We start from the raw sequence: 26,441 nt of genomic DNA, 5'->3' as shown, positions 1-26,441 counted from the left end.
TTGCGTCCCATCATCACCATCGGCGTCAACTCTATGGAGGGTTCACAATGAAACTGTTATCGCTACGAAACTCGATCGCCCTGGCCCTGCTCAGCGTCGCCGTCAGTGTTTCGGCAAAACCCCTGGTGGTCTGCACCGAAGCCAGCCCCGAAGGCTTCGACATGGTGCAATACACAACAGCAGTGACGGCCGATGCCGTGGCTGAAACCGTGTTCAACCGCCTCGCGGATTTCAAACCCGGTACCACGGAAGTGATTCCTGCGCTGGCTGACTCCTGGGAGATCAGCGACGACGGCCTGACGTACACCTTCCACCTGCGTAAAGGCGTCAAGTTCCACACCACCGATTACTTCAAACCGACCCGCGACATGAACGCCGACGATGTGCTCTGGAGTTTTCAGCGTCAGCTGGACCCGAAGCACCCGTGGCATGACAAGTCGAGCGTCGGCTTCCCCTACTTTGAAAGCATGGGCTTCAAAGAGCTGCTGAAAAGCGTCGAGAAAACTGACGACTACACCGTCAAGTTCACCCTGACCCGCCGCGAAGCACCATTCCTGGCCGACCTCGCGATGGCCTTCGCGTCGATCTATCCGGCTGAATACGCTGACCAACTGTTGAAAGCCAACAAGACCGGCGACCTCAACAGCAAGCCGATCGGCACCGGCCCGTTCATCTTCCAGCGCTATGCCAAGGATGCGCAGGTACGCTTCAAGGCAAACCCGGACTACTTCCGCGGCAAGCCGCCTGCCGATGCCTTGATTCTGGCAATCGCCACCGACAACAACGTGCGCCTGCAGAAGCTCAAGGCCAACGAATGTCAGATCGCGCTGTATCCGAAGCCGGACGACGTACCGAGCATCAAGAAAGACCCGAATCTGAAAATCGATGAGCTGGAGGCAATGACCACCGGCTACATCGCTATCAACACCACGCACAAGTACCTGAGCGACGTGCGCGTCCGCAAAGCCATTGACATGACGTTCGACAAGAACGCTTATGTCAACGCGGTGTTCGGCAAGGGCAACGCGCTGGTAGCGGTCAACCCGTATCCGCCGACCCTGCTGGGTTATAACAAAGACCTGAAGAACCCACCGATTGACCTCGACAAGGCACGCGCCTTGCTGAAGGAAGCTGGCGTTCCGGAAGGCACCACGTTTACCCTGTTCACCCGCAACGGCGGCGGACCAACCAACCCCAACCCGATGCTCGGCGCGCAAATGATGCAATCCGACCTGGCGAAGATCGGCATCAAGATCGACATCCGCGTCATGGAATGGGGTGAAATGCTCAAACGTGCCAAGAATGGCGAACATGACATGGTGTCTGCTGGCTGGGCAGGCGACAATGGCGACCCTGATAACTTCCTGACTCCGATGCTGAGCTGTGAAGCGGCGAAAAACGGCGAGAACTACGCCCGCTGGTGCAACGCCGATTTCCAGAAGCTGATCGATAAGGCGCGTGAAACAGTGAACCCCGAGGAGCGCGCTGGGCTCTATGAACAGGCCCAGGCCATATTCAACAAGGATCAGCCATGGATCAGCATGGCTCACACCAGAATGTTCACCGCCATGCGTAAAAATGTGGAGGGCTACCAAATCAGCCCGCTCACAACCAACAACTTCGCCACTACCCAGGTGAAGTAGAAAAACAATCCGGCGAGCTCATAACCCGAGACTCGCCGGAGCATGCCTAACCGGCTGATGAGGTACACACCAAGATGTTTAGTTTTATCGCCCGCCGAGTGGGGTTGCTGATACCCACTTTCTTCGGCATCACCTTATTGACCTTCGCCCTGATTCGTCTGATTCCGGGCGACCCGGTCGAAGTCATGATGGGTGAGCGCCGTGTCGATCCGGAAATGCACGCTCAGGCCATGGAACGTCTGGGTCTGAACAAACCCCTCTACGCCCAGTACATCGATTACATCGGCAAGCTCGCCCAGGGCGACCTCGGTGAATCGTTGCGTACACGCACCAGTGTCTGGTCCGAATTCACTTCGCTGTTCCCGGCAACCCTGGAGTTGTCGCTGGCGGCGCTGATTTTCGCGGGTATTCTCGGCCTGCTGGCCGGGGTGATCGCCGCACTCAAGCGAGGGTCCCTGTTCGACCATGGGGTCATGGGGATTTCCCTCGCCGGCTATTCCATGCCGATCTTCTGGTGGGGCCTGATCCTCATCATGTTCTTCTCGGTAACACTGGGATGGACCCCTGTTTCCGGGCGGATCGACCTGCTGTACGACATCCCACCGGTCACCGGCTTCATGCTGATCGACACGCTGCTGAGTGACGAACAGGGTGCGTTTCTCGATGCCCTGCACCACATGATTCTGCCGGCCATCGTGCTGGGTACCATCCCGCTGGCGGTGATCGCCCGGATGACCCGCTCGTCGATGCTCGAAGTATTGCGGGAAGACTACGTGCGAACCGCCCGCGCCAAAGGCCTGTCGCCTGCCCGTGTGGTCTTCGTTCACGGCCTGCGCAACGCGCTGATTCCGGTACTGACCGTGTTCGGCCTGCAAATCGGTACGTTGTTGGCCGGTGCGGTACTCACCGAAACGATCTTCTCCTGGCCGGGTATCGGCAAGTGGTTGATCGAAGCCATTGGCGCCCGGGACTACCCGGTCGTGCAAAACGGCATTCTGCTGATCGCCTGTCTGGTGATCCTGGTCAATTTCGTGGTGGATATCCTCTACGGCTTTGCCAACCCACGCATTCGTCACCAGCGCTGAGATCATCGATATGAGCACCCCTACTCCTGCGGTAGCAGTCGATCAAAGCCTGCTTTACCCATCCCCGTACAAAGAATTCTGGCAAGCCTTCTCGAAAAACAAAGGCGCGGTTGCCGGCCTGCTGTTCATGACCCTGATCGTGTTCTGCGCCCTGTTCGCGCCCTGGGTTGCCCCCCATGACCCGAGCGAGCAATACCGCGACTTCCTGCTCACGCCGCCGGTATGGCTTGAAGGCGGTCAATGGCAATTCATCCTCGGCACCGACGAACTGGGCCGCGACCTGCTGTCACGCCTGATCCAGGGTTCGCGCCTGTCGCTGCTGATCGGTCTGGCATCGGTGGTCATGTCGCTGATCCCAGGCATTCTGCTGGGCCTGCTGGCGGGCTTTTTCCCGCGCATTCTGGGCCCTTCGGTGATGCGTCTGATGGACATCATGCTGGCCCTGCCCTCGCTGCTGCTGGCTGTGGCCATCGTGGCGATCCTCGGCCCTGGCCTGATCAACACCGTGATCGCCATCGCCATCGTGTCGCTGCCTTCCTATGTTCGTCTCACCCGCGCTGCGGTGATGGGCGAACTGAACCGCGACTACGTGACGGCCGCCCGTCTGGCCGGCGCCACCCTGCCGCGCCTGATGTTCATCACCGTGCTGCCCAACTGCATGGCACCGCTGATCGTTCAGGCCACCCTGAGCTTCTCGTCGGCGATTCTCGATGCCGCAGCGCTGGGCTTCCTGGGTCTGGGCGTACAGCCACCGACGCCTGAGTGGGGCACCATGCTCGCCTCGGCGCGCGACTACATCGAACGTGCCTGGTGGGTCGTGAGCCTGCCCGGTCTGACCATTTTGCTCAGCGTGCTGGCAATCAACCTGATGGGCGACGGTCTGCGCGATGCGCTGGACCCGAAACTCAAGAACGCCGCCTGAGGAGATTCGCATGTCACTTCTTGAAATCAAGAATCTCAACGTCCGCTTCGGCGACGCCAAGGCCGTACCTGTTGTGGACGGCCTGTCCCTGAGCGTCGAAAAGGGTGAAGTACTGGCCATCGTCGGCGAATCGGGTTCCGGTAAATCGGTGACCATGATGGCGCTGATGGGGCTGATCGACTCCCCCGGCATCATCACCGCCGACGCGCTCAATTTCGACGGCAACGACCTGCTCAAGCTCAACGCACGGCAGCGTCGACGCATTATCGGCAAAGACCTGGCGATGGTCTTTCAGGACCCGATGACCGCTCTGAACCCCAGTTACACCGTGGGCTTCCAGATCGAGGAAGTGCTGCGCCAGCACCTGAACATGTCGGGCAAGGCTGCACGCCAGCGTGCACTGGAACTGCTGGAAAAGGTCGAGATCCCTGGCGCCGCCGCGCGCCTGAATGCCTACCCGCATCAATTGTCCGGCGGCATGAGCCAGCGTGTGGCGATTGCCATGGCGATTGCCGGCGAACCGAAACTGCTGATCGCCGACGAACCGACCACCGCGCTGGACGTGACCATTCAGGCGCAGATCATGGAGCTGCTGCTGAGCCTGCAGAAAGAGCAGGACATGGCACTGGTGCTGATTACTCACGACCTGGCTGTCGTGGCCGAAACCGCCCAGCGTGTCTGCGTGATGTACGCCGGTCAGGCCGTCGAAGTCGGGCAGGTGCCGGGGCTGTTCGATGTCCCTGCCCACCCGTACAGCGAAGCCTTGCTGGCCGCCATTCCCGAGCACAGCATGGGCGCCGAGCGCCTCGCCACGCTGCCGGGGATGGTCCCGGGCCGCTATGACCGTCCACAGGGTTGCCTGCTGTCACCGCGCTGCCCTTACGTGCGCGACAACTGCCGAATCGAACGCCCTGCCCTTGATCCCAAGGCGCACAGTCTGGCGCGCTGCTTCTATCCCTTGAATCAGGAGGTGGCGTAATGAGCGTCGTACTTACCGCCCGCGACCTTACCCGTCACTACGAAGTCTCCCGCGGCCTGTTCAAGGGCACAGCGCTGGTGCGTGCGCTTAACGGCGTGTCCTTCGAACTGGAAGCCGGCAAGACCCTGGCTGTGGTCGGCGAGTCCGGCTGTGGCAAATCGACACTGGCGCGCGCGCTGACGCTGATCGAAGAGCCTTCATCCGGCTCGCTGAAAATCGCCGGTCAGGAAGTTGCCGGGGCCAGCAAGGCCGAGCGCAAACAGTTGCGCAAGGACGTGCAGATGGTCTTCCAGAGTCCTTATGCCTCGCTCAACCCGAGGCAGAAAGTCGGGGATCAGCTCGGCGAGCCGCTGCTGATCAACACCAGCCTGTCAGCCGCCGAACGCCGCGAGAAAGTCCAGGCGATGATGGCCCAGGTCGGTTTACGCCCTGAGCACTATCAGCGCTACCCGCACATGTTCTCCGGCGGTCAGCGTCAGCGTATCGCGCTGGCTCGGGCGATGATGCTGCAGCCCAAGGTGCTGGTAGCGGACGAGCCGACTTCAGCGCTGGACGTGTCGATTCAGGCGCAGGTACTGAACCTGTTCATGGACCTGCAGCAGGAATTCAACACCGCCTACGTGTTCATCTCCCACAACCTGTCGGTGGTGCGCCATGTCGCCGATACGGTATTGGTGATGTACCTGGGCCGGCCTGCGGAAATGGGTCCCAAGGAAGAGATCTACAACCGTCCGCTGCACCCGTACACCCAGGCGCTGCTGTCGGCGACTCCGACCATCCACCCGGACCCGCTCAAGCCGAAGATCAAGATCGTCGGCGAGCTGCCCAACCCACTCAACCCGCCAAGCGGCTGCGCCTTCCACAAGCGCTGCCCCTATGCGACCGAGCGTTGTGCAGCCGAAGTGCCAGAGCTGCGCCTGGTGGATAACCGCCAGGTGGCTTGCCACTATGCCGAGCAATTTGTAGCGGCGTAGCTAAAAGCCAAAAGACTATCGTGCCCACGCTCCAGCGCTCAGCGTTATACACAAGTACGCTTTTGATTCTGGCCAGCGGCCGTGGGAGCGAGCTTGCTCGCGAAGAGGCCAGTAAATTCCCTGAAGATGGGGCGTCTGGGCCATCGTATTCGTGAGCAAGCTCACTTCCACAGGGCTCTTGGACGCCCCGCGTCCGGTTTTGAGTATGTGGTGCGGCGCAGATTTGTGACGCAGAGCGTCAACCAAGGCATTCCCACGCTGGAGCGTGAGGAACGATACTCTCAACTATCGTGCGATGCTTAATACACATCCCGCCGATAACGCCCTTCCTCGATCAATTCGCTGATCGCCTGCTCGCCCAGCACCTCGTTCAACACCTGATCCACGCCCGCCGCCATACCCCGCAAGCTGCCACAGATGTAAATCGCAGCCCCTTCGTCGAGCCATAGACGCAGTTCCTCGGCCGCCTCGCGCAAACGATCCTGCACGTAGATTTTCTCTGCCTGATCGCGGGAAAAAGCCAGGTCCAGGCGCGTCAGAAGACCAGCCTCCAGCCAGCCCTGCAGCTCAGCGCCGCAATGAAAGTCATGCGCCCGGTTACGTTCGCCGAACAGCAACCAGTTGCGCACCTGACCTTGAGCGATACGCGCCTTGAGCAGGCTGCGTAAACCGGCCAGCCCCGTACCATTGCCCAACAGGATCAGCGGGACAGGTTCGACAGGCAGATGAAAGCTGCTGTTACGGCGCAAACGCAGGCTGACGGCACCGCCCACGGCACAATGTTCGGTAAGCCACCCCGAACCCAGCCCCAGGCTACCGTCGGCATGCACTTCCTGACGCACGATGAGTTGCAGAATGCCGTCCTGCGCAATCGAGGCAATCGAGTATTCACGTACGGAGACCGGCACCAGCGCACCGATTAACGCTTGCGCATGCAGCCCCACCAGATGTGAACGGTTCTGCGGTAACTGGCGGCTTTCCAGCGCCTGCGCGAGCGGTTCCTGCAAGCCATCCACGCTGACCGATGCGCCCGGATCGACACCCAGCCCGGCGAGAAACGGCTCGATGACCTGCAGTGTGTGGCGCGGCATCACCTCGACCAGATCCCCCGCCTGCCAATGCGCAAGGGCTGGCGGCGTCAGGTCCAGCAGATAGACCTCCGAACCACTGCTGCCAGCGTTTAAAAGCACGCGCCGGGCCAGCGTCCAGTTCTCGAAAACCGGTGTCTGCCAGTGCGCTGCCGGCACGGAGCCAGTCAACTGCCCCAATTGCTGCTGCCAGTGTTGCAGGGCCACAGGATCGGCGCTGTCCACTTCAACAGGCGGAAACACGCTGCGCCCGCCCTGCTCGGTCAACCAGTCATGCAAACGATGGGCAAAGCCGCAAAAATGCGGATACTGCCGGTCGCCGAGCGCCAGAACGGCGTAATCGAGCTGGTTCAGTGAAAGCGGACTACCCAGCAGATTGCGCTCAAAACGTCGGGCACTGTCCGGTGCCTCTCCGTCACCAAAGGTACTGACAACGAACAAGGCATTGCGGCTTCGGCATAGCTCTTCTTCGCTCAGATCGCCCAGTTGCTTCACGCGCACCGACAATCCTGAAGCCTGCAACTGGCCAGCGGTCTGCCAGGCCAATTGCTCGGAGAAACCGCTTTGACTGGCGAAACAGACGAGCCAGGATGCGTCATCGTCGTGGTCATCACCCTGAACCTCGCCGCGTGCACGCTCGATATCACGCTTCTTGCGACGTCGATCCAGGTACAGCAACCAGCCAGTAATGAAGAACAGCGGCATCAGCAACGATGCGCCGGTCATGATGATTCGACCGACGAGCCCGAAGTAGCTGCCGACGTGCAGCGCATAATTGCTGGCCAGCAATTGCGCACCGAAACTGCGCTCGGCATAGCGTACAACCGAGCTGACCTGACCATTGGCCGGATCAAGGGTGATGGTGTTCAGCGCGCGCGGGTGCGGTGAATCCTTGAGCAGGTAAAACACCGTGGCAGGCTGACCGCCGGCAGCAGGCAGGCGCAGGTTGTAAGCGCGCAAGTCCGGCCCGGCAGCCTTCTGGATACTGTCCCAGACCGCCACGTAATCGACCACCAAGGGCGATCTTCCAGCAGCCTTGGCTGGCGCAGCTACGTCTTCGTTGAGCGGCGAATCCCCGATCAGTTTATTCAGACCGTTGCTCACCCAGTCATACGACCAAGTGAGTCCCGTGAGGGCGAACAACAGGTAGAACAACAGGCACCAAGTGCCGAAGACCGAATGCAGGTCCCAATTGAAACTTCGGCCTTTCTTTGCCCAGTCAACCGTCAGCCAGACCCGCCAGTTCCGCACTGCGCGAGGCCAGCGCAGGTAAAGCCCGGACAGGCAAAAGAACACCAGAATCAGCGTACACGCCGCCGTAACCTGCTTGCCCGCCTCGCCCATGGCCAGATAACGGTGCAGCTTCAGGACAAAGTCGAAAAAACCCTCCCCTACTGCATTGCCTTTAAGCTCGCCGGTGTAGGGGTCGAAATTGCGTTTGGGGCCTCGACGCTCACCTGCTTTGGGCGTGAAAAACACCTGAGCGACACGGTTGCCAGTGGTTTCGACACGCAGAATAGCGACCGTCAGGCCGGTCGCGGCCTCCAGCCTGCGCACCAGTTCAACGGGTGGCAGCGTGGCACCACGCGACTCGACCAACAGCACATTCGGGTTCAGCGCGTCGAGAATTTCGTCCTCGAACGAATACAGCGCACCGGTCATCCCCATTAGGGTCAACACCAGACCTGCCGTGATCCCGAAGAACCAGTGCAACTGAAACAGGACTTTCTTCAGCACGCTCGCCACTCTCACTCATATTTCGCGGGGCAATTAATGCACTGACGGCCATGGCCTGTCTATCTGTAACGTGTCTTTTGCATGTTTCAACGCTTCGAGCAATTTGCTCATCTCGCGAACGTAATCGGTCTTGCAAAACTCGACCGAGGCAAGGGCCGAGAGCTGGTCACGCTTGCCCACTTCGACGTCCAGCGCTGCATGCTTTTCGTCAACCGCTGCCTGCAGTTCGGTCAACTGCGTTCGCTGCTTTTCCCTCAAGCCTACCAACTGATCCTGGAACGTATCGGGTTTCGGCAAAAAAAACGCTGCACTTATCGTACGGATCAGCGCCTAAAGGCTTGTATAACTATTTTTTTACGGGCAAAAAAAAGCCCACTTTCATGGGCTTTTTCTGACGCAGGTAATTTACAGGTAGAACGACTTCAATGGCGGGAAGCCATTGAATTCCACTGCGCTGTAGCTGGTGGTGTAGGCACCGGTGGACAACCAGTACATACGGTCACCGATGGCCAGGTTGAGTGGCAGACCGTACTTGTAGTTTTCGTACATGATGTCGGCGCTGTCGCAGGTAGGGCCGGCGATGACCACTTCTTCCATTTCGCCTTTTTTCTCGGTCCAGATCGGAAACTTGATGGCTTCGTCCATGGTTTCGATCAGACCGGAGAACTTGCCCACGTCGGTGTATACCCAACGCTCGACCGCAGTACGCGACTTACGGGCGACCAATACCACTTCGCTGACCAGAATACCGGCGTTGGAGATCAGCGAACGGCCTGGCTCCAGAATGATTTCCGGCAGGTCATCACCGAAGTCTTCCTTCAGGAAGCGGATGATCTCTTCAGCGTAGGTTTCGAGGCTGTTGGTGCGGGTGATGTAGTTAGCCGGGAAGCCGCCACCCATGTTGATCAGCTTGAGAACGATGCCGTCTTCTTCTTTCAGACGCTCGAAGATCACTTTGACCTTGGCAATGGCAGCATCCCAGACGCTGATGTCGCGCTGCTGCGAGCCGACGTGGAAGGAGATGCCGTAAGGCACCAGACCCAGGTCGCGGGCAAGAATCAGCAGGTCCATGGCCATGTCGGTCTGGCAGCCGAATTTGCGCGACAGAGGCCAGTCGGCAGTGGTCGAACCTTCGGTCAGAATGCGCACATAGACTTTCGCGCCCGGTGCAGCCTTGGCAATGTTACGCAGGTCGGCTTCGGAGTCGGTCGCAAACAAACGCACGCCCTTCTCGTAGAAGTAGCGAATGTCCTTGGATTTCTTGATGGTGTTGCCGTAGCTCATGCGCTCCGGACCGACACCACAGCTCAGGACCTTGTCCAGCTCGTAGATCGACGCAATGTCGAAGCTCGAACCCTTTTCCTTGAGCAGATTGATGACTTCAACGGCAGGGTTGGCCTTGACCGCATAATAAACCTTGGCGAATTCGAAGCCCGCACGCAGGTCGTCATATGCCTTGCTGATGATGTCAGTATCAATGACCACGAACGGGGTTTCTTGCTTGTCAGCGAACGCCTTCATTTTCTTGAAGGTTTCGGCTGAGTAGTAGTCTTCGACATTGATCGGCATGCTGCTGGAACTCCTATTGGCAAACGGTATTGGTCAATGGGTACAAATGAACGCCCTCCGTATCCCCACTTTGGTTCGCCTACTTCCCAAGGCATGTCGCCGAAAGCAAAAAGGCCCTGAAGGGCTGCCTTCCTGGCCTTGCTGTCTCGTCGTCAGTACTTGAGCCGGATGGATCGTTTCCAGCATGGACGTTCGGCGCGAACTTTAGGACCTGAGGGGCCGGATATCAACAAAAAATGTCGCGTTTTTGCACAGGGCTCTTGAGTTGCCTTCCCAAGGACCTGTTTAACCGACCTGCATGACAGGCAGATGTTCCCCACCTCCGTCGCCAATGCCTTTTCGCAGCACGCTGGGCATCACCTTATTCACCGGCACGCAAAGCAAATCAGCCTGTCAGTTCTGTCAGTAGACGGATGCAGGGGTTGCGCGCTCAATAAACAGCTCAGACCGCCTTTTCAGGTAACGATCATGGATGACCGACACCTTCACGCCGCAAGCTCCGTTGCGCCCAGTGCAGTTCAAGCCCGGTGGCAAGCCTTCGGCTTCGGATCTGCCGAAAGTCATCGCCAACGTCACGCCCGTACCAGGACACACACCGACTTTCAGCCGACTAATATTTATGTAACGAAAGGCGATCGGCTGGAAATCACAGCAACCAGTCTGTACATGAATCTGGTGTCTGCAGTGATCGGGGTGCCAGAACTGGATACCCCCACCTCGTACCCGCTGCACCGTGGCATGAACGTTCTTGTCGCTACCAACACAGGCCTGCTGGGCTTCACCAACCTGGACCCCCTTGGCCACGTGGTTCTGGACATAACAGGACAGTACAACCATGTGCCGTTTTTCAGAATGGATATGACCAATCTGGAATGGGAACAGCAAATGGCGCACTACAGCGAAGCGCCTGTCGTGCTGCTTACCAGCCCGAGGGCTATTGTCGTGGTGCGCTATCAGAGCGCACAGCTCTACCTGACCGATCCCGTAAAGCTGATGGGCAATTTCGATGGTGCCATTAGCGCGCAGGATGGTATTTCAGGCTTGATCGACTACGGCACGATGGAATGGGCGCTTGATCCCAGTAAACATTTCTACGTGGAAGCGGACCGGCTTTACATGTTTGCCACAAACGGTCATATGGGGTTTAACGGATCGGCTGCGCTGGCGCGTTTACTGTCGACCGCCCCTGAAGATGGTTGGGGCCCTTGGCACGAAAGCGGCCATCAACGACAACTCAGCCCTATGACATGGGGCACCGGCACCGGAATGACAGAGGTCACGGTCAATCTCTACTCGATGGCCGCCCAAGAGTTTTTCCTTGGCCGTGCTACAGGCGCCGACTCCAGTTACCCCCCCGTGAAAGAGTACCTGGCCAGTAGCCTGCGAGCGTACGACAACATCAAGGAGGCCGGACACAAGCTTGTCATGCTCTGGCAATTGCGTCTTAGCTTCGGTACTTCGTTCTACCCGCAATTGCACCAGCGCTATCGGCTCATGCACAACCCGCCCACCGTCAGCGACGATAAAGCGCAGCGCTTCATCGTCGAAACCTCGCTGCTGAGCCACCTCAACCTGGCGGAATTCTTTGATCGCTGGGGGTTGTACCCAACCCCTGAAACCCTCAACCAGATCGCCGACCTGCCCGCATTGACGCGGGCCATTTGGGAAAATGACGCTGAGACGACGATCCCGATCGATCTGCCGTTGCTCACTTACACCCCGCCGCTTGCCCATATCCTGTCCAGCGTGCACGCTACCTTTCAAGACCGGATAAAGTTTACCGTTGCCAAGCAATGGTACACGCCATACCGTTACGAAATAACGCTCAACGGCACGTTAGTGGCGTGGGCAGACAACGGCGAACACGTGGGTTGTGAAGCCCGTATCGAGGAAGGCATCGCCTACGTTGAAGCCAGCACTCCCCTCTCCGAAGGGGATGAGGCGTCAGTCAAGGTGTTTGCTGGAGGCAAGCCATACACTGTGGCCAGCACCGCATCACGACCCATCCTGCTGTTCAATATCAAGGCCATGTTTACCGATGACCGTTGTGCTGAACTGAGGCCCGGCATTACCCAGCCAAGGCTTGACGTTCTTTTCTTCAATCTGGAGAAAGAAAAGACCGATGAACTGCACGGCCGACTATTGAACCGTGCACAACGGTTGCTCCTGCAAAAAACCATAAGAAGCGTGATCGTCAGCGCAGGACTTGTCCAAGTGACGTTCGAGGGTGAGGCTTTCAAGAATTATGATTACACGATCGTCTTCGGAGCCCCTCCTTATGCAACGCTTGAGAAGGGCTACCCCAACGGCTCAGGACTTATTGACAACACCTGGATACGCCTCGGCGGCGTAGGCCATCAAGAGGTGACCATCACGGCAATTGCAGGCATAGGGAAACCCTATACCCTGTTCTCCGGCAATGTCGAACAGGCAAAAATCGCCCTGCCCATCCGCCAGCTCTTCACCGACTCAACGATGACCCAACTGGTAGCAGGTGTCGATCAGGCAAGCGTTGATGCCCTGTACATGACCGTCAATGGCAACCCTCTCATCAGCGTGACAAACCGGGCGTCTTACCGTTCTTATCTGGCCATTGCCCAGAGTATGTTGTTGCGACTGACAGTCGCGAAGGTCGTCAGAACAGATGACCTGCTGGAGGTCTATTTCGAGGGAGACACGTTTAAAAAGCTTAACTACAAGCTTTTGGTCAATGACCTCTATGCCTCCGAGATCACCCAAGGCAAAGCCTACTATTCAAGTGTGTCCAACCAGGTCTGGACCAGCAGCAAGAAGTTCGAGGGTAATGACCACTGTAAAGTGAACGTCGAGTATCAGGGGGTCGTGACAACGTTGTATGAGAGCGACGCTGCAGACGCAATGACTGCGTCTGCATTGCAGAAAAACAACGTTACTCAATGTGGCATGGAGAATTTCCAAGTGTGAACATTGCCGCCAGCCATGATGCTGGCGGCAATACATCCGGTCAGGAAGCCACTTGCTCGGCTGGCGAGACAATACTGGTCTTCATGCCACGCGAACGGCCGGAGCTCAGATAAGCCGCAATGGACTCTTGCGTCACTTCACCCAGGAACACGTTCTCGGCGTCCAGCACCGGCAGCCAGGCGCGGTTGAACTCGTACATGCGCGACAGCAGGATGCGCAAGTGCTCGTCGTAAGCGGCGGTGGCGTTGAATTCACGCAGGAACTGCGCGCACGTGCCCTGCTGACGGTGCAGGTCACGACGACGTACATAGCCCATCGCCTTGTTTTCGCTGTCGGTGACCACGATATAGCGACGGTCGTTTTCGTCCATCACTTCCAGCGCATCGGCCACCGGGGTTTCCGGGCTGACCGATGGCGCGTTGTCGGCGGCGTCTTCGGCCTTGACCAACAGCAGACGCTTGAGGGTGCTGTCCTGGCCGACGAAGCTGCTGACGAAGTCGTCGGCCGGATGCGCGAGCAAGGTGTCCGGGTGATCGATCTGCAGCAGTTTGCCACCACGGAAGATCGCGATCTTATCGCCCAGCTTGATGGCTTCATCAATGTCGTGGCTGACCATGATCACGGTCTTGTTCAGCGCGCGCTGCATCTCGAAGAACTCGTTCTGAATCATCTCGCGGTTGATCGGGTCGACCGCACCGAACGGTTCGTCCATCAACAGCAAGGGTGCGTCGGCTGCCAGGGCACGGATCACGCCGATACGCTGTTGCTGACCACCGGACAGTTCACGCGGGTAGCGATGCAGGTACTGTTTGGGCTCCAGCTTGATCATGCTCATCAATTCACGAGCACGGTCATGGCAACGCTGCTTGTCCCAGCCGAGCAGCTTGGGCACGACCACGATGTTTTCTTCGATGGTCATGTTCGGGAACAGACCGATCTGCTGAATCACGTAGCCGATGTTGCGACGCAGGGTCACTTCATCCAGATCAGTGGTGTCTTCGCCATTGATCAGCACTTTGCCGGAGGTCGGCATGATCAGGCGGTTGATCATTTTCAGCGTGGTGCTTTTGCCGCAGCCCGAGGGGCCGAGGAAGACGCAGATTTCGCCTTCGTTGACCGTGAGGCTGACCGAATCGACAGCCTTCACTTCTTTGCCGTTGCTCTGGAAAGTCTTGGAGAGGTTCTGGAGTTCGATCATTTCAGTAATCCTTTTGGAGTCAGCGTGCGTTGCAGCCATTGCAGGAGAAGGTCGGCGATGATGGCCAGAATGCTGACCAGTACCGCGCCGACGATCAGCATCGACATATCGCTGCGGCTGATAGAAGCAAGAATGAGTACACCCAGACCACCGGCACCGATGGTCGCGGCAATGGTCATGACACCGATATTCATCACCACGGCGGTGCGCACACCGGCGAGGATCACAGGCACGGCGATGGGCAGCTCGACCATCCGCAGACGCTGGCCGAAGGTCATGCCGATGCCTTTGGCGGCCTCGCGGATACCCGGTTCTACGCCAGTCAGCGCCAGGTAGGTGTTACGCATGATCGGCAGCAGCGAATAGAGAAACACTGCGGTAATAGCCGGCATCGGGCCAAGGCCCTGGCCGAATTTGGAGTAGAACGGCAGCAACAGGCCGAACAGGGCAATCGACGGCACGGTCAGCAATACCGTGGCGCTTGCCTGCAACGGGCCCGCCAGTGCTGGAAAACGCGTCATCAGCACGCCCAGTGGCACGCCGACGACAATCGCCAGGGTCACGGCGATGCCCACCAGCGTAATGTGCTGCCAGGTCAGTTGCAGAACCTGTGCCCAGTCCAGATGGGAGAAGGCGCTCAAGAAACTCATATCGTCTCCTTCCTTAATTCAATGGGTGCTGGCGCAGAAAGTCTGCAGCAACCGTGGAGGGGCTTTCATGGCCGACGTCGACGCGCGCGTTGAGGTCGATCATGGTCTGGTTGTCCAGCAGGTCAGCCAGCGGCTTGAGCAGCGTGGCGATGTCCGGATGCTTGTCCAGATATTCCTGACGGATCACCGGCGCTGCGGTGTAGTCAGGGAAATAGTGCTTGTCGTCTTCCAGCACTTTCAGCTTGAACGCATTCAGACGACCGTCGGTTGTGTACACCAGACCGGCGAAAACCTGACCGTTGCGCAACGCGGTGTAGACTAGCCCGGCGTCCATCTGCCGGGTGTTTTCACGACCGAGGTTCATGTCGTAGTGCTTGACCATGCCGATCAGGCCGTCGGAACGGTTGGCAAACTCGGTGTCCAGCGCTACGACATGACCCTCTTTGGCTTCGTCCTTGAGCACTTTGGTCAGGTCGGTCATGGTGTTGATCTGCGGGTACTTGTCAGCCACTTTCTGCGGCAGTGCCAACGCGTAGGTGTTGTTGAACTTCGACGGTGAAAGCCAGACCAGGCCTTTCTTCGCATCCACTTCCTTGACCCGCGCATAGGTCTGGGCGCTGTCGAGTTTTTCGTCGATGTGGTTGTAGGCCACCAGCGACACACCGGTGTATTCCCACAGCAGATCCAGCTGACCGCTCTCCTGAGCGCTGCGCGCCAGGTTGCTGCCAAGGCCGCCGGTAATCTGGACGTCGTAGTTCTTGGTCCGCAGGTATTGCGCGGTCAGTTCGGCAAGCATGGTCTGTTCGGTGAACACTCGTGCGCCGATACGTAGCAGCGGCTTTTCCGCAGCCTGGGCAAGTGCCGGAAACAGCAAGGCAAAGCCTAAAAACAAGCATATTCTTTTCATGAGAATTCCTTCGCTCAGCGAGCCAGTCCGCGTTCCAGCCAAAGACGACTGGCCAGTGTCACCAGACCATCGAGCAGCAGCGCCAGCAGAGCGGTACACGCTGCACCCAGCACCAGTTGCGGCTGGTTGTTCAACGCAATGCCCGGGAAAATCAGGCTGCCAAGGCTGTTGGCGCCGATGAGAAACGCCAGTGGCGCGGTCCCGACATTGATCGCCAGCGCGACACGCACACCGCCGACAATGATCGGCACGGCGTTGGGCAGCTCGACACGCCACAGCACCTGACGCGGAGTCATGCCAATACCGACGGCAGCTTCCTTGAGTGAACCCTGGACGTTTTTCAGGCCTTCGTAGGTATTACGCACGATAGGCAACAGAGAGGCGAGGAACAGCGCGAAGATCGCCGGCCCGCTGCCGATCCCGAGAATTCCGAGGGCAATGGCCAGAACGGCGAGAGGAGGAACGGTGTTGCCAATGTTGAAGATCTGCATGAAGCGTTCAGCGCGGCCAACCATGCTCGGTCGGCTGAGGGCAATGCCTGCAGGGATGCCGACCACCAGGGCCGCCAACATTGAAACCAGAACCAGAATCAGGTGAGCCTGAAGGTAGAACAGCAGGTCATCCTGGTATTGCTTGATAGTACTGATGCCGATCCAGTGGATCAGCAGGGCCAGGAGTGCGATCGCAACCGCACCTCCCAATAGCCCCTTGCCATAGCGATTTGCCACAGGCGGACTCCTTATTTCAGTCGGCGAACGCGTTGACCTGGGCGTCCGGAAAGGACGCCGGCAATAACGTTCGCGAAGAGCAGCGGGTGGGTCGCCGGTAAGGGTTTAACCTCGGCGAAAACACAAGCCATAAGCGCAGCTTCGTCAAACCAACATGCTGATGAATCAGCCCCTTGCGTTGGCTTCGTTGCGAGCCTTGACGGGGGAGTGGACGTCTCCACGACCTGAAAGGTTCCCACACGAGACATTATCTGGCCATCGTTTATTGTCTGAACGGTTCGGTTATTGCCGCGAGTTGAGCTATAATCTGCGCCCTTTTTCAATCCCATCCCAGGCGATTTCCCATGACCCAACAGGCCGCCGAAGTCGCGAAACGCCGCACTTTCGCCATTATTTCCCACCCGGATGCGGGTAAAACCACCATCACGGAAAAACTCCTGCTGATGGGCAAGGCCATTTCCGTCGCCGGTACGGTCAAGTCGCGTAAATCCGACCGTCACGCCACCTCCGACTGGATGGAAATGGAGAAACAGCGTGGTATCTCCATTACCACGTCCGTGATGCAGTTTCCGTATCGCGACCACATGATCAACCTGCTCGACACCCCGGGCCACGAAGACTTCTCCGAAGACACCTATCGCACCCTGACGGCAGTCGACTCGGCCTTGATGGTCCTCGACGGCGGTAAAGGCGTCGAGCCACGCACCATCGCGCTGATGGATGTCTGCCGTCTGCGCGACACGCCTATCGTCAGCTTCATCAACAAGCTCGACCGCGATATCCGCGACCCGATCGAGCTGCTCGATGAAATCGAAGCGGTCCTCAAGATCAAGGCGGCACCGATCACCTGGCCGATCGGTTGCTACCGGGACTTCAAGGGTGTCTACCACCTGGCCGACGACTACATCATTGTCTACACCGCAGGTCACGGCCACGAGCGCACCGAAACCAAAATCATCGAGAAGCTCGATTCGGACGAAGCCCGCGCTCACCTGGGCGATGAATACGAGCGCTTCGTCGAGCAACTGGAGTTGGTGCAGGGTGCCTGCCACGAATTCAACCAGCAGGAATTCATCGACGGTCAGCTGACCCCGGTGTTCTTCGGCACCGCACTGGGCAACTTCGGCGTCGATCATGTACTCGATGCCGTGGTGAACTGGGCGCCCAAGCCGCTGGCACGTGTGGCCAACGAGCGCACCGTCGAGCCGGCGGAAGAGAAATTCAGCGGTTTCGTGTTCAAGATCCAGGCAAACATGGACCCCAAGCACCGCGACCGCATCGCCTTCATGCGGATCTGCTCGGGCCGTTACGACAAGGGCATGAAAATGCGCCATGTGCGTCTGGGCAAGGACGTACGGATCGGCGACGCGCTGACGTTCTTCTCGTCGGAGCGCGAACAACTGGAAGAAGCCTATGCCGGTGACATCATCGGTTTGCACAACCACGGCACCATCCAGATCGGCGACACCTTCACCGAAGGCGAAGCGCTGGGCTTCACCGGTATTCCGCACTTCGCACCGGAGCTGTTCCGTCGCGTACGCCTGAAGGACCCGCTCAAGTCCAAGCAATTGCGTCAGGGTCTGCAACAGCTGGCCGAAGAAGGCGCCACGCAGGTGTTCTTCCCGCAGCGCAGCAACGACATCATCCTCGGCGCCGTCGGTGTGCTGCAGTTCGATGTGGTCGCCAGCCGTCTGAAGGAAGAATACAAGGTTGAATGCGCCTACGAGCCGATCACTGTGTGGTCTGCCCGCTGGATCGACTGCGACGACAAGAAGAAGCTCGAAGAGTTTGAGAACAAGGCGGTGGAAAACCTGGCAATGGACGGCGGCGGTCACCTGACCTACCTCGCCCCTACCCGCGTGAACCTGGCGCTGATGGAAGAACGCTGGCCCGACGTGAAATTCCGCGCTACCCGCGAGCATCACTGACAGGCCGACGGCGTCGCTGTGTGACGCAGAGCGTCACGAACGGCATTCCCACGCTGGAGCGTGAGGAACGATAAGCGTCCGAGAGAACACCTATCGTGCCGATGCTCCGCGTCGGCATGCCGTTCTGGACGCTCCGCGTCCTCTCTCGACCGGCATTCGCTGATCTGGATCAACCATTCAGCGCAAAATGAGAATTAATCTCAATAGAGCCTTGCTATTATCCCGATAAGAATTATTCTCATCTAACTTGCACAGGAGATGAGACATGACTTATTTGATCGATGCATGGCTGGACAGACCCCACCCTTACCTGAGAATTCTCCACCGCGAGACGGGGGAAGTGTGTGCCGTACTGGAAGAGGAAGCGCTGGAAGAGTTACGCGATCAGGGCGATCTGGATGTGTGCAGTTTGAGTTCCAGCGAGCCATTGGTGCTCAAGGAACTGGTGAGAAACCTGTTTCTGTTCTGCTACGCGCGGGCGTTGCGCCCCATGAGTGAGTTGCACTGAGCATGAAGCATCAGCACAACTGCGTCGCTGAACGAATCGGCGCGATTCGTTCAGCGACTATCTGCATCGACCGGGTCGCTTACAGAACGTCCAGCAGTTCCACATCAAACACCAGCACGCTGTGCGGTGCGATACTGCCTACGCCCTGAGCGCCGTAAGCCAGCTCGCTCGGCACGTGCAGACGCCATTTGCTGCCGGCGTTCATCAGTTGCAGCGCCTCGGTCCAGCCGGCAATCACGCCGCTGACAGGAAATTCGGCCGGCTCGCCGCGATCGTAGGAGCTGTCGAAGACGTTACCGTCGATCAACGTGCCGTGGTAGTGAACGCGTACCTGATCTTCACGGGTTGGCTTAGGGCCAGTGCCAGCGGTCACGACTTCGAATTGCAGACCCGAAGCCAGGGTGGTCACGCCTTCGCGCTTGGCGTTTTCAGCCAGGTAGGCCTTGCCGGCGCCCGCAGCCTGCTCGGCTTTGGCGGCTGCTTCAGCCTGCATGATTTCGCGGATGACCTTGAAGCTGGCGGACATTTCTTCCTGACCAACACGGCTTGGCTGACCGCCGAACGCATCGCGCAGGCCTGCCACGATGGCTTCCAGATCGACACCCGGTGGCGGGTTGTCGCGCAACTGATCGCCCAACTGACGGCCAATGCCGTAGCTGACGCGGGTTTCGTCGGTGGACAGATTGACTTCGGACATGACACTGCTCCGTAGAGGGGCACGCAGTCGGTATCGCGCAAAACCTGAACGGCAATCACGCTATACGCTGATGCGCCCCGAACCAAAAGGCCGAGCAGCCTAGCACAATTGCCGCTACAGCCCCTACCGCAGCAGCAATACGCGGCTGGCGATCAGGACCAGGAGGAATGAAACGAGATCGGCAGGCGCATTTCAGAGCGGTCATTGACCGGCATGCCGCACAGCTCGTCATGGACCACACAATGGACCAGGTAAAAAGGCACCACCGGTATGTCCTTGAGCAAATCCCGCGCATGCTCCACCGAGCGAAGATGCAGGGTCTTGCCCGCTGGGTCCTTGAGCATCACCGAAGTGCCATTCATGCGCACATCCAGCAGATAGATGCCGCCTTCGATGGAGATCAGGTTCAGCTCATCGACCCGCCCGGCCTGGGCGTGGTCGATAAATTCCTGATAATTCATGATCGAACCTCCTGCGCAAATGCCTGATGCATCGGAACGGACGTTTTACAACACACAGCGCCGACATGCCAGAAACGATAACGCCCGCCCCTTTCATCGCGCGTCGCCTTAGTGCTTGGTGACCTTGTCCAGATAGCCCATCGCAAACGCCGATATCACGAACGTCATGTGGATAATCACGTACCACATCAGGTATTCGGGCTTGATGTTGGTGGCATCCATGAACACCCGCAACAGGTGGATGGAGGAAATCGCGACAATGGATGCTGCAACTTTCATCTTCAACGAAGACGAATCCATAGTGCCCAGCCAGTTGAGCTTTTCCTTGTCCTCGTCGATGTCCAGCTGCGACACGAAATTCTCGTAGCCGGAGATCATCACCATCACCAGCAAGCCACCGACCAGCGCCATGTCGATCAACGACAGCAGCACCAGAATCAGGTCAGCTTCGGCCAGCGAGAAGATGTTGGGAATGACATGAAAGATTTCCTGGAAAAACTTCAGACACAACGCCAACAGGCCAAGGGAGAGGCCGAAATAGATCGGCGCCAGCAGCCAGCGCGATGCGTACATGGCATTTTCAAAAAAACGTTCCATTGATACTCGCAAGGTGTTTTGAAGGAGCGGGCGAGTATATCAGCGGTAATGCACCGCTCTGGCCGTGCGACAAAATATCGCACAGCGGCAGTTAGCGCACTTGAGGAACCGGATTGAAGGCTAGGCTCTGTACGAAAAGTCGGCGAGCGAAGGCCAAGCGAGCCTGTTTTTAACGAAGCATCACCGAGCGCAGACACTTTTCGTACAGAGCCTAGAACAGCGACGAGCTTTGACAGACCGTCCTGCCGCTATCGATACGACGCAGTTCGGCCTGAATGTGCAGCATCCAGATAGGTACGTCATCGGCACATTGATAACCATGCAACGACAGGCTTTCGAGAATGCTGGTCAGCACCGATTGCGCTGCGGGCAGGCCCTTGAAAGGCCCTTGGGTCTTGATTGCGGAAGGCTGTTCCTCGGCCATTCCGGCCGCGAAGAGCACCATCCATTGTCCGCTGTCATGAGGGAGGGGCCGGATGACGCACTCGATACGTGTCATCAGCCCCATGCATTCTCGGGTAAGGCAAAGGCTACGCTGCATGATGCGCTCCTGATCAGCAACACTATTCATCCTTCTCGTGAAACAGGATTTACGCCAATCTCTTTGGCCACTGCGATCACTTCAAGACTAGAAGAAAACCGCTCTGCGAGAAACTATCCCTGATGAACGGAGCACCGGGCGGCCCTCACCGCCCGGCTCCTGCGCTGTCAGACCTTGAGTTCAGGCTGCAACTGCGCAGGCTCCTTTTCCAGCTCTTCCTTGAGGTCTTCATCACTGAGCATCTCTGCGATATCGCGCAGACGCTCCACGACGCGTGCATTGACGCTGCCCTCAGGGAATTCGCCATGCTCGTCAGGCGCACCGGCAGGTTCGCCCACCAGCAGGCTCAGCGCCTCATCGGCCTGACGTACGGCATAGATGTGGAATTGCCCGGCACGAACAGCCTGCACCACGCGCTCGTCAAGCATCAGCGTGGTGACGTTGGCGTGCGGGATGATCGCGCCCTGCTCGCCAGTCAGCCCACGTGCTTCGCAGAGACGGAAGAAGCCCTCGATCTTTTCATTGACCCCGCCCACCGCCTGAACTTCACCAAACTGGTTGATGGAACCGGTAATCGCGAAGCACTGCTTGAGTGGCGTGCGTGACAGCGCCGAGATCAGCGTGCAGACCTCGCCAAGCGACGCACTGTCGCCATCCACGTAACCGTAGGACTGCTCGAGCGCGATACTTGCGGAAATCGCCAGCGGAAATTCCTGGGCATAACGGCTGCCAAGGTAGCCGGTGAGGATCATCACGCCCTTGGAGTGGATCGGCTGGCCAAGATTGACCTCGCGCTCGATGTCGACAATCCCGCTGCCGCCCGGGTACACCGTGGCGGAAATGCGCGCGGGCACGCCGAAGGCCGAGTCGCCGACCTCCAGCACCGTCAGGCCGTTGCATTTGCCGACGGCCGCGCCGTCAGTGTCGATCAGAATCACACCAGCCATCATGTCATCGAGAATCCGCGCCGAGACCCGCCCGGTACGGGTGGCTTTGGCCTTGAGCGCACGTTCGATATGCCCGGCGTCGGTCTTGTCGTCGTTGGCCAGCTGGCGGATGAAATCGGCCTCGCTGACCAATTGGAACAGGTCACCGATACGCGCCGACAAACGCCCTTGGTGCTCGGCCAAACGGGCGCTGTAAGTCGCCAGTCGTGCCACCGCATCGGCGGTCAGCGGCGCCATGCCCTCTTCCGAGGTCCGGGTCTTGAGTAGCTGAGCGAATTGCTCGAGCGTCTCGTCGACCATCGGAATCTCTTCGTCAAAGTCGACCAGCACCCGGAACATCTCCTGAAAGTCAGGATCGAGGTCTTGCAGGGTGTAATACAGCGAGCGGGAACCGATGATGATGATTTTGACGTTCCACGGGATCACCTGCGGCGTCAGGCTCACGGTTGCAACGCGGCCGAGCTCGCCCAGCGGCGACTCCATCTTCAGCTTGCGCGATTGCAGGGTACGCTTGAGCGCATCCCAGACGAACGGCTCGCCCAGCATCTTCTCGGCTTCCAGAATCAGGAAACCGCCGTTGGCACGATGCAGCGCGCCGGGGCGCAGTTGCCGGTACGTGGTGTACAGCGCGCCCTGATCGGTGCTGTATTCGATGCGTCCGAACAGGTTGTCGTAGGTGGGGTGCTGTTCGAAAACCACGGGCGCACCGCCATCACGAGTATGCCCGACCACCAGACTCGGGCTGTATTGCTCTTCCAGCAGCTTGCGCGCCTGAGCGTCGGTCTTGGCGTCATCGACCAACTGCTCGACCAGAGTCTTGAGCAGGTAAACCTGCATGGCCTGCAGGTAGGCGCAGACCGCAGCGTTCTCGGCGTACTTTTCAGAAAGCGGTGCCAGCAAGGGCTGCAGGGTCAGGGTGATGGTCTCTTCATTCAACTGACGCAGCTGATTGTTGGACTCGCGCTTCCACTGCGGCAGGCTGGCCAGTTCTTCGTTGAGACGCTCCTCGAGCGCGGAGATATCTTCGTGGAAGCGCTCGCGATCCGCTTCGGGTAACTGGGAAAACTCGGCCTCATCCAGCGCCTTGCCATCGGCCATCGGCGTGAACGCGATGTTGGAGCTGTCGCGATACAGCGCGATGTCCTTTTCCAGCGACAGGCGCTCGATGACGTCCAGGGCGCGGTCATAGCGCTGATTGAACGCACGGTCGATCGAGCTTTTCTTCTGCTGATACGACGGGTGCTCGAAAACCGCCGGGAAGGTCACCAGCAGGTTGTCGATCAGGCCACCGATGTCGGCGGTGAACTCATGGGCAGTGCCAGGTGGCAGCTCCAGCGCCTTTGGCTCGCGGGGCTCGTCGAAGTTGTTGACGTAGACCCAGTCCGACGGCGTCTGCATCCGTTTGCCTTCGGCCTTGAGATAGCGTTTTACGAACGAAAAGCGCCCGGTGCCGGGCTCGCCCATGACAAACACGTTGTAACCGGGGCGCGGCATCGCAACGCCGAACTGCAGGGCCTCTACGGCTCTCTCCTGGCCAAGGACACCGCGAAAGGGTTCGAGCTCGTGGGTGGTCGCAAAGCTGAACTGCTCAGCGGAAAACGGACGGGTCAGCGCGTTGGGCGCCAGGCGTAGGTTGGCTGCGACAGAATCGGGCATCAGTAATCCTTACATCAGGCGGGGCAGATGTCGGCATTCTGGCGCTCGCTGTGCACGACTTGCAAGGCAGGAAAGAGCCGAAAAGCATTTGCGTGTGTAGCGTCACCCGCCGCGTTCTGAAAAAAGCCGTTTTCAAGTAATAATCTGTAATCCCTCACGGAACCCTTGGAACCTGCCTAAACTCCAAACTGCACAGGTGGCTGCTGGCTAACCATCTGTCTTGATGTGACAACTCAAGAAACTCGACCCTTGGCTGAACTAAAAAGAGAAAAAGCTATGAAACGGATTCTTCTTGGAACGCTCTTCGCCGCTGTATCGATCAACGCTATGGCTCAAGCACCAGGCGGTCCTGACTGCGGTTGGGGCAACATGCTGTTTGAAGGCCAACGCGGTACTCCAGCTCACTTCCTCGCTTCGACCACCAACGGTACATCGGGTAACGCCACCTTCGGCATGACCTCCGGCACCAACGGCTGCTCGACCAACGGCGCGCTGACTTATGGCGGTAAATCCTGGCTTGCCATGAACGGCATGATGGATGAACTCTCCAAAGACATGGCCATGGGTCAGGGCGAAGCACTGACTACCTACGCTGTGGTACTGGGCGTTGCACCAGAAGACCGCGAGCACTTTGCCGCCGTCACTCACGAGCACTTCTCGCAAATCTTCAGCAAGGCCGACGCCACTGCCGAAGACGTTCACACCAACACCGTCAATGTTCTGAAAAACGATCCGACTCTGGCCAAGTACGCTACCCAGGCTTAAAGTCGTTCGCCCGCCCTTTCTTCGCAAAGGGCGGGATCCCCTTTTCTGACTAGTTGCCCTCTATGCTCAAACGTCTTGTATCGCTGGCGCTGTTCGTCTGTGCCCCCTTGTCTGCGGCACCTCATGCCAGCGCTGACCGTTTGCAGCAATTGGCCAATGAGCCGTTCTGGATTTCCCTGGGTCACTACGAAGCCGGCAAGCTCGGTGGCTGGCGCAGCTATGTCACAGACCCGAAATTCTTTCTCGCCGCCAACGGTGCACACGACCCGCAGGCAGAGCTGAGCGCGACACTCGACGCTATTTACGCACCGGTCAGCAACGAACAGACTCACGCCCAGTGCGTATACCCGGCACGCACCCGCTGGCTGCGTGACCAGTTGCACCTGACTGACCTGCCGACGCCGGACTGTAAGGAATTCAAGGCCTGGTACAAGGATGTGGCCCCGGACAGCACAGTGCTGATTTTCCCGGCCGCCTACCTCAACAGCCCCTCGTCGATGTTTGGCCATACGCTGCTGCGCATCGATCCGGCCAGCGCGAAGACCAACAACACCACCTTGCTGAGCTACGCGATCAACTTCGGTGCCTATATCGAAGGCATGGACAACAGCATTCTGTACGCGTGGAAAGGTCTGGCAGGCGGCTACCCGGGGTTGTTTGCGCTGGTGCCGTATCAGGAAAAACTGTCGGAATACCGCAGCCTGGAAAACCGTGACCTGTGGGAATACCGCCTGAACCTGACTGCGGAAGAAACCGGGCGCATGGTCGAGCATGTCTGGGAGCTGAAACAGATCCGTTTCAGTTATTTCTTCTTCGACGAAAACTGCTCCTACCGGCTGCTGGAATTGCTGCAGGTCGCCCGACCGGGCCTGAAGCTTACCGATCAGTTTGGCCTGACCGCGATCCCGACCGATACGGTCAAGGCGATCAAGGCCGCCGGGCTGGTGGAGAAGATCGACTATCGCCCGTCACGCGAACGCGAGTTGCTGAGCCGCGCCGAACCGCTCGATGCAGACGAGCAACAGTGGGTATTGAAGGTCAGCGCCGATCAGAAACAACTGCACAACAGCGAGTACCTCGCGCAGCCCAAAGAACGCCGCGCGTTGATTCAGGACGCTGCCTATCGTCTGGAGCGCTATCGCGCCAACGGTCTTGAGCGCGATACACAACGCTCGCAACGCAGCTTCGAGCTGTTGCAGGCGATCAATCAGAACCCGCCGCCACAGCTGGACATCCCGCGCCCCGGCCTGCCGGAAGAAGGCCATGAATCACGTACCTGGCAGTTGGGTGCGGGCACACGCGGTGACAAGGCGTTCGCTGAATATGGTCTGCGCATGGCCTATCACGACCTGAACGACAATGCCTACGGTTTCCCGCTGGGTGCGCAGATCGAGATCCTTCAGCTCAAGGTGCGTCAATACGAAGGCAATGACTGGCAGGTGCAACAACTGGACCTGGCCACCATTCGCTCACTGACCCCGCGCACCGAACTGCTGAAACCCTGGTCATGGCAAGTCACCGGGGGGCTGGAGCGGGTTCTCGGCAAGCACGGCGACGAAAACCTCGTCAGCCACGTCAACGGTGGTGGCGGCGGCACCTGGCAGCTGTCCGACGATATGCTCGGCTTTGCACTGGGCACCGTGCGAGTCGAGCACAATAACGATTTCGCCGAATTCATCTCCCCCGCCGCAGGCTTCAACACCGGCGTGCTGTGGCGCAACCCGCTGGGCAACCTGAGCCTGGAAGCCAAGGGCGACTATTTCACCAATGGCGAAGTGCGCCGCAGCGTCAGCCTCAACCAGCAATGGGAGCTGTCGCGCAACCTTGGTCTGCGCCTGAGCGCCCAGCGCGAATTCAGCCAGATGAGCTCGCCGCAGAACGAGGTGATGCTTGAGGTGAAGTGGTATCACTACTGACC

The 26,441-nt window shown here is 58.6% G+C and carries 22 protein-coding genes; 10 read left to right on the top strand and 12 right to left on the bottom strand.

The genetic code is table 11. The features are described 5' to 3' along the window. Positions 1-47 precede the first annotated feature (47 nt). The 5 genes from BT119_RS16605 to BT119_RS16585 all read left to right on the top strand — a co-directional run bounded on the left by BT119_RS16605 (position 48) and on the right by BT119_RS16585 (position 5,603). Positions 48-1,643 carry an ABC transporter substrate-binding protein gene (locus BT119_RS16605; RefSeq protein WP_003431611.1) on the top strand — a complete coding sequence of 532 codons (1,596 nt, stop codon included), beginning with the start codon at positions 48-50 and terminating at the stop codon, positions 1,641-1,643. A 74-nt stretch (positions 1,644-1,717) separates the two neighbouring features. After that, positions 1,718-2,728 (top strand): ABC transporter permease subunit, encoded by a 1,011-nt coding sequence (locus BT119_RS16600; protein WP_003313766.1) that lies wholly within the window; start codon positions 1,718-1,720, stop codon positions 2,726-2,728. A gap of 10 nt (positions 2,729-2,738) precedes the next feature. Next, positions 2,739-3,650 (top strand): ABC transporter permease subunit, encoded by a 912-nt coding sequence (locus BT119_RS16595; RefSeq protein WP_003431612.1) that lies wholly within the window; start codon positions 2,739-2,741, stop codon positions 3,648-3,650. 10 nt (positions 3,651-3,660) lie between these two features. After that, complete coding sequence (locus tag BT119_RS16590) at positions 3,661-4,629, top strand: ABC transporter ATP-binding protein (RefSeq protein WP_054081996.1); 969 nt, start codon at positions 3,661-3,663, stop codon at positions 4,627-4,629. Then, positions 4,629-5,603, top strand: coding sequence for a peptide ABC transporter ATP-binding protein (locus BT119_RS16585; protein WP_003313770.1), 975 nt, complete (start codon positions 4,629-4,631; stop codon positions 5,601-5,603). Before BT119_RS16590 ends, BT119_RS16585 begins: the two co-directional genes overlap by 1 nt. A gap of 299 nt (positions 5,604-5,902) precedes the next feature. Here the strand turns inward: BT119_RS16585 and BT119_RS16575 are convergent, their stop codons facing one another. The 3 genes from BT119_RS16575 to BT119_RS16565 form a co-directional block, all read right to left on the bottom strand. After that, a complete protein-coding gene (locus tag BT119_RS16575; protein WP_072366457.1) occupies positions 5,903-8,425 on the bottom strand; it encodes a PepSY domain-containing protein in 2,523 nt (840 codons plus the stop codon). 36 nt (positions 8,426-8,461) lie between these two features. Next, complete coding sequence (locus BT119_RS16570; protein ID WP_046718983.1) at positions 8,462-8,725, bottom strand: hypothetical protein; 264 nt, start codon at positions 8,723-8,725, stop codon at positions 8,462-8,464. Between the two features lie 108 nt (positions 8,726-8,833). Then, positions 8,834-9,997, bottom strand: a complete 1,164-nt coding sequence (locus tag BT119_RS16565) for a type III PLP-dependent enzyme (protein WP_003368674.1) — start codon at positions 9,995-9,997, stop codon at positions 8,834-8,836. Positions 9,998-10,465: 468 nt separating this feature from the next. On the opposite strand from BT119_RS16565, the gene BT119_RS16560 reads away from it, so the two are divergent. Further along, the gene (locus tag BT119_RS16560) at positions 10,466-12,940 is read left to right on the top strand and encodes a M60 family metallopeptidase (RefSeq protein WP_072366455.1); all 2,475 of its coding nucleotides are present in this window, start codon (positions 10,466-10,468) and stop codon (positions 12,938-12,940) included. A 40-nt stretch (positions 12,941-12,980) separates the two neighbouring features. Here the strand turns inward: BT119_RS16560 and BT119_RS16555 are convergent, their stop codons facing one another. The 4 genes from BT119_RS16555 to BT119_RS16540 are packed head-to-tail and all read right to left on the bottom strand — an operon-like array spanning position 12,981 to position 16,423. Next, positions 12,981-14,138: an osmoprotectant ABC transporter ATP-binding protein OsmV gene (locus tag BT119_RS16555; protein WP_003368676.1), complete on the bottom strand. Its 1,158-nt coding sequence runs from the start codon at positions 14,136-14,138 to the stop codon at positions 12,981-12,983. After that, positions 14,135-14,788: an ABC transporter permease gene (locus BT119_RS16550; protein WP_003400010.1), complete on the bottom strand. Its 654-nt coding sequence runs from the start codon at positions 14,786-14,788 to the stop codon at positions 14,135-14,137. The genes BT119_RS16555 and BT119_RS16550 overlap by 4 nt, the downstream gene beginning before the upstream one ends. Positions 14,789-14,801: 13 nt before the next feature. Next, complete coding sequence (locus BT119_RS16545; protein ID WP_003431617.1) at positions 14,802-15,695, bottom strand: glycine betaine ABC transporter substrate-binding protein; 894 nt, start codon at positions 15,693-15,695, stop codon at positions 14,802-14,804. A 14-nt stretch (positions 15,696-15,709) separates the two neighbouring features. Then, positions 15,710-16,423 carry an ABC transporter permease gene (locus BT119_RS16540; protein ID WP_003368680.1) on the bottom strand — a complete coding sequence of 238 codons (714 nt, stop codon included), beginning with the start codon at positions 16,421-16,423 and terminating at the stop codon, positions 15,710-15,712. A gap of 344 nt (positions 16,424-16,767) precedes the next feature. On the opposite strand from BT119_RS16540, the gene BT119_RS16530 reads away from it, so the two are divergent. Together BT119_RS16530 and BT119_RS16525 are read left to right on the top strand one after the other, a co-directional pair. Continuing rightward, positions 16,768-18,351 carry a peptide chain release factor 3 gene (locus BT119_RS16530; protein ID WP_003368681.1) on the top strand — a complete coding sequence of 528 codons (1,584 nt, stop codon included), beginning with the start codon at positions 16,768-16,770 and terminating at the stop codon, positions 18,349-18,351. A gap of 265 nt (positions 18,352-18,616) precedes the next feature. Continuing rightward, complete coding sequence (locus BT119_RS16525; RefSeq protein WP_003368682.1) at positions 18,617-18,859, top strand: PA4570 family protein; 243 nt, start codon at positions 18,617-18,619, stop codon at positions 18,857-18,859. 79 nt (positions 18,860-18,938) lie between these two features. Here BT119_RS16525 and BT119_RS16520 read toward each other — a convergent pair whose 3' ends face one another. From BT119_RS16520 to BT119_RS16500, 5 genes are all read right to left on the bottom strand, one after another. Next, the gene (locus tag BT119_RS16520; protein WP_003340445.1) at positions 18,939-19,556 is read right to left on the bottom strand and encodes a BamJ family beta-barrel-assembly machinery protein; all 618 of its coding nucleotides are present in this window, start codon (positions 19,554-19,556) and stop codon (positions 18,939-18,941) included. A 152-nt stretch (positions 19,557-19,708) separates the two neighbouring features. Then, complete coding sequence (locus BT119_RS16515; RefSeq protein ID WP_003368683.1) at positions 19,709-20,017, bottom strand: DUF6482 family protein; 309 nt, start codon at positions 20,015-20,017, stop codon at positions 19,709-19,711. Positions 20,018-20,125: 108 nt separating this feature from the next. Beyond that, positions 20,126-20,614, bottom strand: a complete 489-nt coding sequence (locus BT119_RS16510) for a TIGR00645 family protein (RefSeq protein ID WP_003313787.1) — start codon at positions 20,612-20,614, stop codon at positions 20,126-20,128. Positions 20,615-20,825: 211 nt separating this feature from the next. Next, positions 20,826-21,155 carry a PA4575 family protein gene (locus tag BT119_RS16505; protein ID WP_032609169.1) on the bottom strand — a complete coding sequence of 110 codons (330 nt, stop codon included), beginning with the start codon at positions 21,153-21,155 and terminating at the stop codon, positions 20,826-20,828. Positions 21,156-21,322: 167 nt separating this feature from the next. Next, on the bottom strand, positions 21,323-23,758 hold the full coding sequence (locus BT119_RS16500) for a Lon protease family protein (protein ID WP_003368685.1): 2,436 nt from the start codon (positions 23,756-23,758) through the stop codon (positions 21,323-21,325). 276 nt (positions 23,759-24,034) lie between these two features. On the opposite strand from BT119_RS16500, the gene BT119_RS16495 reads away from it, so the two are divergent. Next, the gene (locus BT119_RS16495) at positions 24,035-24,523 is read left to right on the top strand and encodes a DUF3015 domain-containing protein (RefSeq protein ID WP_002555221.1); all 489 of its coding nucleotides are present in this window, start codon (positions 24,035-24,037) and stop codon (positions 24,521-24,523) included. Positions 24,524-24,585: 62 nt separating this feature from the next. After that, positions 24,586-26,439, top strand: a complete 1,854-nt coding sequence (locus BT119_RS16490; RefSeq protein WP_072366369.1) for an Lnb N-terminal periplasmic domain-containing protein — start codon at positions 24,586-24,588, stop codon at positions 26,437-26,439. The last annotated feature ends 2 nt before the right edge of the window (positions 26,440-26,441 follow it).

Origin of the sequence: Pseudomonas sp. NFACC10-1 (assembly GCF_900119195.1) — a bacterium.
GTDB lineage: Bacteria > Pseudomonadota > Gammaproteobacteria > Pseudomonadales > Pseudomonadaceae > Aquipseudomonas > Aquipseudomonas cerasi.
This window is presented reverse-complemented; position numbering and strand designations above follow the sequence as displayed.

Bases quoted from the DNA above. Each gene is read 5' to 3' on its own strand.
- BT119_RS16510 (WP_003313787.1), bottom strand. From the start codon at position 20,614: ATGGAACGTTTTTTTGAAAATGCCATGTACGCATCGCGCTGGCTGCTG.
- BT119_RS16520 (WP_003340445.1), bottom strand. From the start codon at position 19,556: ATGTCCGAAGTCAATCTGTCCACCGACGAAACCCGCGTCAGCTACGGC.
- BT119_RS16590 (WP_054081996.1), top strand. From the start codon at position 3,661: ATGTCACTTCTTGAAATCAAGAATCTCAACGTCCGCTTCGGCGACGCC.
- BT119_RS16550 (WP_003400010.1), bottom strand. From the start codon at position 14,788: ATGAGTTTCTTGAGCGCCTTCTCCCATCTGGACTGGGCACAGGTTCTG.
- BT119_RS16565 (WP_003368674.1), bottom strand. From the start codon at position 9,997: ATGCCGATCAATGTCGAAGACTACTACTCAGCCGAAACCTTCAAGAAA.
- BT119_RS16490 (WP_072366369.1), top strand. From the start codon at position 24,586: ATGCTCAAACGTCTTGTATCGCTGGCGCTGTTCGTCTGTGCCCCCTTG.
- BT119_RS16505 (WP_032609169.1), bottom strand. From the start codon at position 21,155: ATGCAGCGTAGCCTTTGCCTTACCCGAGAATGCATGGGGCTGATGACA.
- BT119_RS16500 (WP_003368685.1), bottom strand. From the start codon at position 23,758: ATGCCCGATTCTGTCGCAGCCAACCTACGCCTGGCGCCCAACGCGCTG.
- BT119_RS16515 (WP_003368683.1), bottom strand. From the start codon at position 20,017: ATGAATTATCAGGAATTTATCGACCACGCCCAGGCCGGGCGGGTCGAT.
- BT119_RS16555 (WP_003368676.1), bottom strand. From the start codon at position 14,138: ATGATCGAACTCCAGAACCTCTCCAAGACTTTCCAGAGCAACGGCAAA.
- BT119_RS16600 (WP_003313766.1), top strand. From the start codon at position 1,718: ATGTTTAGTTTTATCGCCCGCCGAGTGGGGTTGCTGATACCCACTTTC.
- BT119_RS16530 (WP_003368681.1), top strand. From the start codon at position 16,768: ATGACCCAACAGGCCGCCGAAGTCGCGAAACGCCGCACTTTCGCCATT.
- BT119_RS16525 (WP_003368682.1), top strand. From the start codon at position 18,617: ATGACTTATTTGATCGATGCATGGCTGGACAGACCCCACCCTTACCTG.
- BT119_RS16560 (WP_072366455.1), top strand. From the start codon at position 10,466: ATGGATGACCGACACCTTCACGCCGCAAGCTCCGTTGCGCCCAGTGCA.
- BT119_RS16495 (WP_002555221.1), top strand. From the start codon at position 24,035: ATGAAACGGATTCTTCTTGGAACGCTCTTCGCCGCTGTATCGATCAAC.
- BT119_RS16605 (WP_003431611.1), top strand. From the start codon at position 48: ATGAAACTGTTATCGCTACGAAACTCGATCGCCCTGGCCCTGCTCAGC.
- BT119_RS16595 (WP_003431612.1), top strand. From the start codon at position 2,739: ATGAGCACCCCTACTCCTGCGGTAGCAGTCGATCAAAGCCTGCTTTAC.
- BT119_RS16545 (WP_003431617.1), bottom strand. From the start codon at position 15,695: ATGAAAAGAATATGCTTGTTTTTAGGCTTTGCCTTGCTGTTTCCGGCA.
- BT119_RS16585 (WP_003313770.1), top strand. From the start codon at position 4,629: ATGAGCGTCGTACTTACCGCCCGCGACCTTACCCGTCACTACGAAGTC.